Origin of the sequence: Proteus genomosp. 6 (assembly GCF_040139785.1) — a bacterium.
Classification (GTDB): domain Bacteria; phylum Pseudomonadota; class Gammaproteobacteria; order Enterobacterales; family Enterobacteriaceae; genus Proteus.
Genome location: NZ_JBEEVJ010000003.1, coordinates 130,291 through 143,089, shown reverse-complemented (window position 1 = coordinate 143,089; position 12,799 = coordinate 130,291). Strand labels below are relative to the sequence as shown.

The 12,799-nt window shown below is 36.4% G+C and carries 9 protein-coding genes; 5 read left to right on the top strand and 4 right to left on the bottom strand.

Annotation, left to right across the window (positions count from 1 at the left end; all coding sequences use genetic code 11):
- The first annotated feature begins 149 nt into the window (after window positions 1–149).
- The 3 genes from coaE to yacG are packed head-to-tail and all read left to right on the top strand — an operon-like array spanning window position 150 to window position 1,785.
- The gene (coaE, locus tag ABN212_RS05000) at window positions 150–773 is read left to right on the top strand and encodes a dephospho-CoA kinase (protein WP_109371118.1); all 624 of its coding nucleotides are present in this window, start codon (window positions 150–152) and stop codon (window positions 771–773) included.
- Window positions 766–1,518: a cell division protein ZapD gene (zapD, locus tag ABN212_RS04995; protein ID WP_196533392.1), complete on the top strand. Its 753-nt coding sequence runs from the start codon at window positions 766–768 to the stop codon at window positions 1,516–1,518. The genes coaE and zapD overlap by 8 nt, the downstream gene beginning before the upstream one ends.
- 54 nt (window positions 1,519–1,572) lie before the next feature.
- Complete coding sequence (yacG, locus tag ABN212_RS04990; protein ID WP_088494938.1) at window positions 1,573–1,785, top strand: DNA gyrase inhibitor YacG; 213 nt, start codon at window positions 1,573–1,575, stop codon at window positions 1,783–1,785.
- A gap of 86 nt (window positions 1,786–1,871) precedes the next feature.
- Here the strand turns inward: yacG and mutT are convergent, their stop codons facing one another.
- The 4 genes from mutT to tnaC form a co-directional block, all read right to left on the bottom strand.
- The gene (mutT, locus tag ABN212_RS04985) at window positions 1,872–2,264 is read right to left on the bottom strand and encodes an 8-oxo-dGTP diphosphatase MutT (RefSeq protein WP_109371122.1); all 393 of its coding nucleotides are present in this window, start codon (window positions 2,262–2,264) and stop codon (window positions 1,872–1,874) included.
- Window positions 2,265–2,370: 106 nt separating this feature from the next.
- Complete coding sequence (locus tag ABN212_RS04980) at window positions 2,371–3,621, bottom strand: aromatic amino acid transporter (protein ID WP_196533390.1); 1,251 nt, start codon at window positions 3,619–3,621, stop codon at window positions 2,371–2,373.
- A gap of 72 nt (window positions 3,622–3,693) precedes the next feature.
- Window positions 3,694–5,097, bottom strand: a complete 1,404-nt coding sequence (locus ABN212_RS04975; protein WP_075670808.1) for a tryptophanase — start codon at window positions 5,095–5,097, stop codon at window positions 3,694–3,696.
- 113 nt (window positions 5,098–5,210) lie between these two features.
- Window positions 5,211–5,315 carry a tryptophanase leader peptide gene (tnaC, locus tag ABN212_RS18855; protein ID WP_071788547.1) on the bottom strand — a complete coding sequence of 35 codons (105 nt, stop codon included), beginning with the start codon at window positions 5,313–5,315 and terminating at the stop codon, window positions 5,211–5,213.
- A gap of 831 nt (window positions 5,316–6,146) precedes the next feature.
- Here tnaC and ABN212_RS04970 point away from each other — a divergent pair.
- Together ABN212_RS04970 and hpmA are read left to right on the top strand one after the other, a co-directional pair.
- Window positions 6,147–7,832, top strand: a complete 1,686-nt coding sequence (locus ABN212_RS04970; protein ID WP_349442965.1) for a ShlB/FhaC/HecB family hemolysin secretion/activation protein — start codon at window positions 6,147–6,149, stop codon at window positions 7,830–7,832.
- Between the two features lie 33 nt (window positions 7,833–7,865).
- The gene (gene hpmA, locus ABN212_RS04965; protein ID WP_349442964.1) at window positions 7,866–12,599 is read left to right on the top strand and encodes a calcium-independent hemolysin HpmA; all 4,734 of its coding nucleotides are present in this window, start codon (window positions 7,866–7,868) and stop codon (window positions 12,597–12,599) included.
- Window positions 12,600–12,799: the final 200 nt, after the last annotated feature.

The window sequence follows — 12,799 nt, the reverse complement described above, 5'->3', positions numbered from 1 at the left end:
AGGGTGTCAGGGTAGCAGAAAATCATCTATCATAATAACCGAATAAAACCCAAATATTGCAGTTATTATCTTGTGATAAAAACAAAATTAGGCTTTAGAATACTTGGACTAATAGTAAATTTTAATTCATTAAAAACAGATAAACACAAATGGCTTATACGGTTGCTCTTACAGGCGGAATAGGCAGTGGTAAAACTACCGTTGCTAATGCTTTTGCCTCATTAGGTGTACCTCTTGTTGATGCTGATATCATTGCTCGATTAGTGGTAGAGCCTAACTCCTTAGGACTAAATGCATTGCATCAGCATTTTGGTGGTTGCATTTTGCTACCCGATGGCTCGTTAAACCGAGCACAGCTGCGCCAGATTATTTTTGAAAATAATGAAGAAAAAACTTGGGTTAACAATCTTCTTCACCCATTGATACAGCAAGAGACTCAAAAACAGATACAGCAAATTACAGCGCCCTACTTTATTTGGGTTGTTCCATTATTAATTGAAAATAAATTAACGCATCTCGCCTCTCGCGTTCTTGTTGTTGATGTTACACAGGAAGAGCAAATAGAAAGAACCATGAAACGAGATGGCGTAAGTCGAGAGCAAGTTCTCAATATTTTAAAAGCTCAAGCTCAAAGACAGGAACGATTAGCCGTCGCTGATGATATTATTGAAAATCACGATAATAGCCAAAATATGATTGGAAAAGTTAAGCAACTCCATCAGCATTACTTAGAATTAGCTCAACAAGCGTTACAGGACAATTGCCATGAGTGATGACATCACAACAATCATCTTCGAACATCCCCTCAATGAAAAAATGCGTTCATGGCTTAGAATTGAAAACTCATTGATTCAGATTAACAGTTTTAGTGCAATTGATTCATTACCCACGGCACTCTCGTTTTTCCGTGCGATATCAGAATTTATTGAAGTGCTTGATCGTGGCGAAATCCGCGCTGAATTACTTAAAGAATTAGAAAAAAGACAAAAAAAATTACAGCAATGGCTTTCATTTCCTAATGTTGATAAAGCGATTGTCACTCAAATTATTGATGAATTAGCTGAAAATGCTGCCGTATTAAGTCAAGCACCTCGCATTGGTCAGCATTTAAAACAAGATAAAGTCATCAGTTTAGTTAAACAGCGCCTAAGTATTCCTGGCGGATGCTGTAACTTTGATGTGCCAGCATTACATTTGTGGTTAAGCTTACCTCAAGCAACCCGTGATGAAAGATTACAAAGCTGGTTGACGGGTTTATTGCCATTACAAAATGCATTAAATAGTTTGCTCATGCTTATTCGCCAATCAGATACATTTAAGCCCGCGCTCAGTCACCGTGGTTTTTATCAAGACAGCGCTGAAGAAGGTGAATTGCTACGTCTTAAGATAGCCATTGATCACCAAATCTATCCTCAAGTCTCTGGGCATAAAAATCGCTATGCGATCCGCTTTTTACCACTTGATAGTGAAAATGGAACAGTACCTCTAGAACTACCTTTTGAGATTGCTTGTTGCTAACATTATGCTTATTGATATGAGCATAAATCGCACCAACGAAATCTAGGAGAGATAATGAGCGAAGAATTAATTGTAAAATGCCCAACCTGTCAAACAGAAGTTGTTTGGAATGAAAGCAGCCCTTATCGTCCTTTTTGTAGTAAACGTTGCCAACTTATTGATTTAGGCGAATGGGCGGATGAATCAAAACGCATTCCCAGCCAAAGTGATATTAATGACAGTGATGATTGGAGCGAGGCTCCTCAACAAGAGCCTAAAGACTTTTAATACTCTGATTAATAACATAAAAATAGCCACTCAATCGAGTGGCTATTTTATTTATAAACGCTTATTTAACACGATTCTACTTTTACTTACTTCTGCAATAACGCCACAATAGTGCGGTTAGCAGGCGGAAAATCATCAGCATTTAACGATCCAATAGATATCCACTTGAATTTTTGCCCCTCTTTACCATAGGGCTCATTATCCCATTGTGTGACTAAGAAAAAGGATAACGTAATGTGTCTATCTGGAAAATCATGCTCTACCGTTTCAAAAAGGGAGCATTGTGTTACATCAATACCGATTTCTTCTTGTAACTCACGGACTAGCGCCTGCTCTGGGGTTTCTTTATCTTCTAATTTTCCCCCCGGAAATTCCCAAAATCCCCCCATATGCGATTTTAGAGGACGTTGGGTGATAAAGACATTATTGTGTTGATCACAAATAATACCCGCTGCAATATGTAGTTTTTTTTTATCCATTATAGACAACCTATTGAATAGTCCAGTTATTATAACAACTTAACGTTATTATAACGTATATCCAATAGCGCTACTCTGGTTTTCTTTCCCTGATTATCTTGGTTGATTAGCGATATATAGGTAATAAACCGAACTGTGCTAATGTTTGGCAAATAATTCCCACTGCACCAAAAGCGATAACGGCATAAATTAATCCTTTGCCGCCCCACACTTTAAAGCCTGAGTTTGGGAATTTCTCGCGTGCTTTTAGCGCCATAACCGCAGGACAAATAATTGCCCATACACATGCCGCGGTTCCTGCATAAGCAATTGCAATTAAGAAACCATTAGGGAAAAGTAAACATAATAGTAAAGGCGGAGTGAAGCATAAAACGCCAGATTTTAAGCGCCCTGTTTTGTTATCTTCAAATTTTAGTGATGCCAAAATATAGTCGAATAAACCAATCGCAACCCCTAAAAATGAACAGAATACGGCACTAATAGAAAACCATAATAAAAAGCCTTCAATATATTTACTATTTAATACAGTGTATAACGAATCAATAAAGGCATCTAAGTTACCGCCCTTTTGGATAATAGTAATAAATTGCTCACGAGGTAAATTCCCCATAGTACCAATCATCCAGAGCAAATAAATCACCAGTGCTAACACACAACCAATAATACAGCTTTTCACGACCTTTCTTTCATTTTCATGATAAAGCTTATAAAGGCTACAAACATTACCATGATAACCAAAAGAGGTTATAGCATAAGGAATGATGATAAAAATAAAAGGATAAAGATATAATTGACTTTTGCCTTCAAAGGTAGCAGTAAATAATAAATCGCCTCTCGCTTTGAAGAATAAGCCCGAGAATGCTAATACGAATAGAACAATCTTAATAAATAAAAATATTGAGGTTAAACGGCTGGCACAAGCGCCTCCCCACCATATTGTTGCTCCGAGTACTATGGTAAATACAAAAAATATCACTCTAAGGTTTAGACTAAAGCCATATAATGATGAAGCTTCATAAATGATTGAACCCGCGGCAGAGATATAAGCATAAATTAATATATACAATACAAATATCAAGGAGGCATTCGCGAGATAACACGCCCATTTAGGTAATAACTCTTTCGATATATGAAAGTAGTTTGTTCCTGCGCCATATTTCGATATACATTCAAGAATATAAATTCCCGAATGAAACATAAAGAAACAGACAATAAATAATATAAAGAGTGAGTTAATAAACCAAGCACCAGACATTATTGTTGGTAGGCTAAACATTCCCGCACCGATCATGGCGCCGCCCAACACAAATCCCCCTACAATAATTGAGGGTTCTTTATTTACCGACTTATTTTCCATTTTTTAGTCCTTACTGAAATAAGGATAGGGCTCTCGCATTGCACGAGAGCCATTATTATTGTGGAGTATTATTTATTTGATAGGTTTTAATCTAGCAGTAAAGTGTCTTAATACAGGTGGTTCATATTCGAACTCAAGACCTTTAAGCGTTTTAAACTTCTCTTTTAAACCGATAAGTGCGTCAGCAATATAATCCATATGGTCGTTGGTATAGACACGACGCGCAATGGTTAAACGCATAAATTCCATATCTGCGTGTTTTTGTTCTCCCGTTGCAGGATCACGCCCCAATAAGAACGAACCAATTTCAACAGCACGAACACCAGATTCTAAGTAAAGTGCGTTAATCACAGCTTGAGCTGGGAATTGATCACCTGGGATATGCGGTACTAGTTTTTTACAGTCAACGAAAACAGCATGTCCGCCAGTAGGATATTGAATTGGAATACCCGCTTCACGTAGACGATCACCCAGATATTGAACCTGACCAATACGATAGTGTAGATACTCTTCTTCAGTACCTTCCTCTAAACCTTGTACCATTGCTGCCATATCACGACCCGCTAAACCACCATAAGTCACAAAGCCTTCCATTGGTACACAGCGCTGTCTTGCTAATGTGAATACTTCTTCATTATCACGAATTGAGACTAAACCACCGATATTTAACAGAGGATCTTTCTTCGCTGACATTGTTAATGCGTCAGCATATTTATACATATCTAAAATAACTTCTTTGATGGTCGCATTTTTATATTTAGGATCACGCTGTTTAATGAAATACGCATTTTCACAATAACGCGCTGAGTCCATAACAACAAAAATACCGTGTTGTTTTGCAATTTCGTAAACTTCTCTTAAATTATCCATTGAAACAGGCTGACCACCAGCACTATTACAGGTCACTGTTGAAACAATGGCAACAACGTTATCAGCACCATGTTTAGCAATATTTTCTTTTAATTTAGCAATATCAAAATTGCCTTTCCAATCATCATAGGTTTCTGAATCAAAGGCTTTTTCAGTCACAATATTAATTGCTTTACAGCCATTTAATTCAACGTGCGCTGCTGTCGTGTCAAAATGGAAGTTAGAAATAAATACAGGATTTTTCGCTTTTCCATCTTTTTGTTTATATTTTAATAATACTGGAAAAAGAATATTTTCAGCACCACGTCCTTGGTGAGCAGGAATAATATAATCGTAGTTAAACAACTCTTTGGCTTTATCTTTTAAATCATAATAGTTTCTTGAGCCTGCATAAGCTTCATCACCTGTTATCATTGCTGCCCACTGGTGATCACTCATTGCGTTAGTACCAGAGTCAGTTAATAAATCAATATAGACAGCATGACTTGGTAATAAGAATGGGTTATATCCTGCTTCTTTTAATGCAGCTTCACGTTCTTCTCTTGAAGGAACACGGATTTTCTCTACCATTTTAATACGGAATGGTTCTACGATTCTTTTAGCCATGATAATACCTTTAATATAAATTAAATAATAAAATTAAAAATAAATAAAATAGCCTTCCCATTTAAATTAAACGGAAAAGAGTATTAAATTATTTTGAATAGATATAAAAAGGATTATTTTTCAGGGAAGAAGAAGGCGAGTTCAGAATCAATATTAAACCATTTCTTCAATCTGAAGAAACCTCTTAATATTATCAAAACATTAAATGATGAGAACATACTTTAACCCTTATCGTCAGGAAATAGTACAATTTACACGCTAATTTATATAACAGTTAAACACAATTAGTAATATAACAATAGTATATTTTGGATAAAAATCACACTATTTATAATTAATGATACATTAACGTGATCACTATCACTTACTTTATTATTTAATAAACTATTTTTTATAACTTAAATTTTTATTGATAATATTAAGTGGTAATACATGTATTTACATTGCATTTTCACAGAATGAAAGTTGCATTTAAATAACCATACTTTTTATCATGATTAATGATTTAACAATAAAATCCTAATCTTTTTACTTTCTTGCTAATCATTTTATTCATTAAAATGAAATAATAATTCATGAAATATTTATTCCAGAATAAAACATTAATAAACTTCCAAACAACAAATGAAAAGCTAATTAGCATTCTGCTTTTTTTATATCTTCGAATCTCCTCTCATTATTTGTTTTCTCTTTATAAAAAATGAAAAAATTGTAATTAACATAGCTGAATCGATGGTAGTTTAGGCAAGAAGAAAAAATAACATGAAAGATTATAACCATGAAAATCAATACACTAGACACCATTTAAATGAATCATTTGTTTAAGTAATGCTATTTGAGATATCAATCATTTTAGTTATGTCGCTATTTAATAGCGAAAGAAATAAAAATTTATCTTTATTTCGTCGATTTTTAATTTCTTTTCATATTGAGAGTAGCCGGTATTTATTATTCTAAAATTAACGATAATATAAAAACATTAATTATTATCTTTCTATATTTAAGCAATATTATTTATATTTGAATTAATACCTTTATATTGAGGTAAAATGAGAAAAAAAGTTATTTTATTAACACTATTAAGTGGTTTTTCAACCAGTGGATTAACAGCAAATGACGCCGGTTATTTAGGCTCGATGGGAGAATCGCGGCGCGCATTACAAGATAGCCAACGTGAAATAAATCAACTTATTGAACAAAATCGCTATCAACAACTTCAAGAAAATGTATTAGAGGTTCCACCTACCCCCACACTTATTACTGAATCAGAACATTGTTTGCCTATTAATGGGGTTTATGTTCAAGGAGTTACTTTACTTAATGAAAAAGATCTTGATTCCTTAACATCATTACCAGAGCAATGTATAAAAAGTGCTGACGTTAACCGTTTAATTAAAGAATTAACCCAACGCTATCTTCAACATGGTTATATCACAGCCAGAGTCCAATTTTTACGTCCGAATCAAGAGCAGCAACTTGGGTTGTATGTTATTGAAGGTTTTATTGAAAAAATAGAAGGTGGCGATAGAGGCGTTAATACCGCATTACTTTTCCCTCATATTGAAGGAGAGCCTCTTAAACTTTCAAAATTGGATCAAGGGCTCGATCAAGCAAATCGCTTACAATCGAATAAAGTTAAACTAGATATATTGCCTGGTACGCAATTAGGTGGCTCTATTATTCAGCTCACCAATCAGCGACAAGAACCGTGGCACCTAAATATTTCAAGTGATAATTATGGGCAAAAAAACTCAGGGCGCTGGTTAGTTAGAACGAATGCAAGCTTAGACAGCCCATTAGGGTTATCTGATTTTGTTAGCTTAAATGCCAGCATTACCACTGATAATCCCAATACACGTTTTAATCGTGCTTACACCCTACTCTATTCTTTACCTTATGGTGCATTGACATTCAGTACTTTTGGTAGCTATTCCGAGTATGAATTTCATCAAGCATTACAAACACGTACCGTACGTTTATCTGGTGATACCACACAAGTTGGTTTAAGGGGCGATTACGCTTTTTATCGTAGTCAAAAACAGATTGATACCTTAAATATACAGGTAACACATAAACGAATACGTAACTATTTCAGCCAAATCCGCCTTGATCTAAGTAGCCCTGCACTTACAACGGTAGAGCTAGGCATCAACCATTTACACATTGTTCCAAGTGGTGTTATCAGCGTTAATTTAAGTGCTGAGAAAGCCATTGGTTGGTTTGGTGCAGATGAGTCACCTCGTATTGCTAATGGCAATAGTAATGACTATCGCTTTACAAAAGTTAAGCTTTTTGCCAATTGGCAACATCGTTTTTCTATATCGAATTCTACATTTTTATTCAATAGCGCCTTCTTTGGTCAATATAGCCCCGACACCTTACCGGGTGTGGAATGGCTTAGTTTAACGGATAAAAACGCAATCCGTGGCTTTGATCAAAGCACACTTTCTGGCGATAACGGCGGCTATTTGCGCAATACGCTTTCTTATCCTTATCGGATAAACACATTTTCAATCACCCCTCGAATTGGTCTTGATGCTGGTCGTGTTCAACAACATGGTAACTATGAAGGATGGCGTAGTGGCTATGGGCTAAGTTCGGGCTTAAACCTCCAATATCAAAAAGCACAGTTCGATATTGAAGTTGCCAAGGGGCATTTGCTTTACAACCAAACGAATTCCAATAAAACCAAAGACCCTACTCAAGTGTTAGTTAGATTTTCATACTTATTTTGATTCACACTCATAGCAATAAACGGAGAAAACTCTATGAAATCAAAAAACTTCAAGCTCTCTCCTTCGGGTAGGCTTGCTGCATCTTTAGCGATTATTTTCGTATCACTAAATGCATATGCTGGCGGTATTGTTCCTGATGCGGGCAATCAAGGACCGAATGTTTCATCAGTTAATGGTGGCACTCAAGTCATTAATATCGTTACACCAAATAACGAAGGTATCTCTCATAACCAATATCAAGATTTTAATGTAGGTAAACTAGGAGCTGTTTTTAACAACTCTTTAGAGGCAGGACAATCACAGCTTGCTGGACAGCTAAATGCCAACAGTAACTTAAATGGACAAGCCGCTTCTTTAATTTTAAATGAAGTTGTTAGTCGTAATCCTTCGTTCTTATTAGGCCAGCAAGAAGTTTTTGGTATCGCTGCGGAATATGTACTTTCTAATCCAAATGGTATCACCTGTGATGGTTGTGGTTTTATCAATACCAGCCGCTCTTCTTTAGTTGTAGGTAACCCACTGTTTGAAAACGGTGAGTTAAAAGGTTATAGCACGCTTAATAATACAAATTTACTTTCTATTGGTAAAAACGGATTATATGCGCCCGGCCTTTTAGATTTAATTGCACCTCGCATTGATAGCCGAGGTAAAATAACAGCAGCAGAGATTTCTGCATTAACGGGTCAAAATACCTTCTCTCAACGTTTTGATATTCTTTCATCACAAAAACCCGCTTCTGCCTTAGATAGCTATTTCTTTGGAAGTATGCAATCGGGTCGTATCCGCATCATTAATACCGCAGAAGGAAGTGGTGTTAAATTAACAGGTAAATTTGTTGCTGATAACGAATTAAGTGTCAGAGCAGACAATATTCAAACGGATAGCCAAGTTCGTTATGACAGTTACGACAAAGATGGTAGTGAAAACTATCAAAATTACCGTGGTGGTATCGCGGTTAATAACAGTGGTTCAAGCCAGACTCTGACAAAAACAGAGTTAAAAGGTAAAAACATCACTTTAGTCGCTGATAATAAAAACCAAATCAAAGCCTCTGATTTAATGGGTGATGATATTTTATTACAAGGGGCTCATTTAACTGTTGATGGCAAACAGTTACAACAAAAAGACACAGATACTGACAATCGTTGGTTCTATTCTTGGCAATATGATGTCACTAAAGAAAAAGAGCTAGTACAGCAAGTTGGTAGCCATATTGATGCCAAAAATAGTGCAACATTAACAGCAACTAAAGGTGATGTAACACTTGAAGGTGCCAAAGTTAATGCAGGTAACACGCTGGCAATTAATGCCAATAAAGATATTAATATCAATGGATTAATTGAAAAAGAAAGTCGCAGTGAAAACGGCTATAAACGTAACCATACTTCTCGTTTAGAAACAGGTAGCTGGAGCAATAGCCATCAAACAGAAACCTTAAAAGCGAGTGAACTGACCGCAGGTAAAACGCTGGGCTTAAATGCTGAAGGCTCTATTACCGCTCAAGGTGCAAAATTACATTCTAATGAGAATGTTGTCGTTAACGCTAAAGAGAACATCAATCTTAATATTCAAAATACCAACAATGATAAAACAGTAACCAACAATCATGTTGTTTGGGGGGGTATCGGCGGTGGTAATAATAAGAATAATAACAACAAACAAGAAGTTAGCCATTCAACACAATTAACGGCTGACGGACAACTGTTACTTACGGCAGATAACAATGTCAAAATCACGGGTAGCCAAGTGAAAGGCAACCAAGGGGCTTTTGTTAACACAACCCAAGGTGATGTTGTTATTGATAATGCGATTAGCGAAACCATCACTAAAACTGATGAGCGTACAGGCACAGCCTTTAATATTACTAAGAATTCCCATAAAAATGAAACTAATCAACAAGTTTCAACCGGTAGTGAATTAGTTTCTGATGCACAATTAACCGTGATCAGTGGGAAAGATGTCAATGTTATTGGTAGCTTGATTAAAAGTGCTGATGAGTTAGGCATTGAATCTTTAGGTGATATCAACGTTAAATCTGCACAGCAGACCACAAAAATTAATGATGAAAAAACATCATTAGAGATCACTGGTCATGCTAAAGAAGTTGAAGACAAGCAATATAGCGCAGGTTTTCATATTACTCATACATCCAATAAAAACAATAGCACTGAAACCGAACAAGTAGGATCTACTATTAGTGGTGGCAGTGTTAAAGTTCAAGCGGATAAAGATGTCACTTTTGCAGGTTCTGATTTAAAAACAACCGCAGGTAATGCCTCTGTTTCTGGTGACAATGTTGCTTTTGTTTCAACAGAAAACAAAAAAGAAACAGACAGCACAGATAGAATCATTTCAGGTGGCTTTAGCTACACAGGTGGTGTTGATAAAGTGGGCTCTAAAGCTGATTTTCAATATGATAAACAGCATACAACAACTGAGATCACCAAAAATAAAGGTAGTGAAACTCAAGTTGCAGGTGATTTAACCATTACTGCGAACAATAATGTAACGCATCAAGGTGCATCACACAAAGTTGACGGTTCATATAAAGAATCAGGCGAAAATATTAATCATCTTGCGGCAAATGACAGTGCAACATCTAAAACAGATACCTTAAATATCGGTGTCGATGTGGGTGTTAATCTTGATTACAGTGGTGTGACTAAACCGATTAAAAAAGCAGTAGAAGATGGAATTGATACCACAAAACCAGGTAACAATACCGATATGGATAAAAAAGTTACTTTTAAAGATGCCATTAGTAATCTTGCTAACTTAAGTAACCTAGAAGCACCTAATGTCGGTGTTGAAGTCGGTATTAAAGGTGGCGGTAGCCAGAAATCACAAAGCGATAGCCAAGCGGTTTCAACATCAATTACTGCGGGTAAAATCAATTCTGACAGTAATAACAACTTACGTGACCAAGGTACTCATTACCAATCAACACAAGGTGATGTATCACTAACCGCAAATACTCACACCAGTGAAGCGGCTCAAAACAAACACCAAGAGTCTTTCCATGAAACAACAGGTGGTGGTCAAGTTGGTGTCAGCACGAAAACAGGGAGTGATATTACCGTTGCCATTAAAGGCGAAGGTAAAACCACAGATACAAGCTTAACCACAACGAAAGCTAATGGTAGCCAGTTTAATTCAGCCGGTAATATCAATATTAATGTACGTGAAGATGCACATTATGAAGGCGCTAAGTTTGATGCTCAAGATGGCAAAACGGTGATCAATGCTGGCGGTGATTTAACACTGGCACAAGCAACAGATACTCACTCTGAAAGCCAACATAACGTGAATGGTAGCGCAAACCTTAAAGTAGGTACAACACCAGACAGCAAAGATTACGGTGGCGGTTTTAACGCAGGTGGTGCTACTCATCAAAAAGATCAGACAACAGCGAAAGCAGGTTCAGTGAATGGCTCTCAAGGTATTGAGTTAAATTCAGGTCATAATCTGACTTTACAAGGTACTCATTTAACCAGCGAAAATGATGTTGCTCTGACAGCAACTAACAAAGTTGATTTCCAAGCAACAGAATCTCAACGTACTGAAACAGGTAAAAACTTATCTGGTGGATTACAAGCGGGCTTCGGTCAAAAAACAGGAGAGAAATCATCTTCTGTCAATGGCTTGGGTGGCGCTGAATTTGCTATTGGTAAGCAAGATGAGAAAACGGTCTCTCGTGAAGGTGGAATAATTGCTAACCAAGGCAATTTAACCGTTAACGGTAGTTCCGTTAATCTTCAAGGTACTAAAGTTAATAGCAAAGATACGCAATTAACCTCTCAATCTGGTGATACTACCCTGACTTCGACACAATCCACTGATTACAAAAATAATTGGGGTACTGATATCTCTTTAAATGGCAAACAAACTAATACGACGCCAAAAGAAGTGACTGAAGAAAACCCAGCAACCTCTATCCATAATATTGGTGGCAAAGTCTTAGTAAACGTTGAAGATCAACAAAAATCCACACACCAAAATGTTTCAGTAGAAACAGGCACATTAACTGTAAATAGCGACAAAAACCTTGCTCTTTCTGGTGCCAATGTTTCTGCGGATAATGTGACAGGTAATGTGGGCGGTGACTTTACAGTGACAAGCCAAAAAGACAGCGATCGTCACGTTACTGTTGGTGTAAATGTCGGTTACAACCACAATAATGATCCTAAATCTAGCCAAGTTGATAAAACAGCTAAAGCAGGTGGATCACTATTAGAAAATACGATCAAAGAAACTATTGATTCAGGTATTAAATCTGCAACTGATGTTATCTCTGATAAATACAACTCACTCTCTTCAACTATCGCAGATAAAACCGGTATCAGTGGCGAAACAAAAGCCAAAATTGATAAAGGCGTTGGTACAGTGGGCAATGGCATCAAAAATATCGTAACAGGTGCTGAAGGCCATACGGCGAATGCGGATATCAAAGTTTCTCATATTGATAATGATGCCGTTACCCAAACCACAACCTTAACAAGCAAAAATGACATTTCATTAAATGTAAGTGGTACAACTAAACTTACAGGTGCTGAAATTAAAAGTGAGCAAGGTCAGGTTGATTTAGGCGGTAGCAACGTTCAATTAAACAATATTGAAGGTCATCAATATGAAGCAGGTGCAGATCTTGATCTGAAATCATCTGCTGTTGATTTAGTGAAACAACTTGCAGGTGGTGACTTATCATTAAAATCACCTATTAAAGTGAATGAAACGGTAAACACAAAATCGTCTATTTCTGAAAAATAATAGACACCCTATAAAAGAGTAATGCCTATTCTTTTGTAAACCAAACCCCACTTATTAGGATAATAAAGTGGGGTTTTTTATGTGTTCGTTTCAAAATAGAACGTAAAGTACGATCAGTAATCGATAAAAAAGACCCACTTATGACTAAGTGGATCTTTTTCTAATCAGTACATTACACAGCTATTATTATGAAAAATAAA

What these genes read in the sequence shown, in the direction of transcription:
- tnaC (WP_071788547.1), bottom strand. Translation starts at nt 5,315, where the DNA reads ATGTTCTCATCATTTAATGTTTTGATAATATTAAGAGGTTTCTTCAGA.
- ABN212_RS04970 (WP_349442965.1), top strand. Translation starts at nt 6,147, where the DNA reads ATGAGAAAAAAAGTTATTTTATTAACACTATTAAGTGGTTTTTCAACC.
- ABN212_RS04975 (WP_075670808.1), bottom strand. Translation starts at nt 5,097, where the DNA reads ATGGCTAAAAGAATCGTAGAACCATTCCGTATTAAAATGGTAGAGAAA.
- zapD (WP_196533392.1), top strand. Translation starts at nt 766, where the DNA reads ATGAGTGATGACATCACAACAATCATCTTCGAACATCCCCTCAATGAA.
- mutT (WP_109371122.1), bottom strand. Translation starts at nt 2,264, where the DNA reads ATGGATAAAAAAAAACTACATATTGCAGCGGGTATTATTTGTGATCAA.
- yacG (WP_088494938.1), top strand. Translation starts at nt 1,573, where the DNA reads ATGAGCGAAGAATTAATTGTAAAATGCCCAACCTGTCAAACAGAAGTT.
- hpmA (WP_349442964.1), top strand. Translation starts at nt 7,866, where the DNA reads ATGAAATCAAAAAACTTCAAGCTCTCTCCTTCGGGTAGGCTTGCTGCA.
- ABN212_RS04980 (WP_196533390.1), bottom strand. Translation starts at nt 3,621, where the DNA reads ATGGAAAATAAGTCGGTAAATAAAGAACCCTCAATTATTGTAGGGGGA.
- coaE (WP_109371118.1), top strand. Translation starts at nt 150, where the DNA reads ATGGCTTATACGGTTGCTCTTACAGGCGGAATAGGCAGTGGTAAAACT.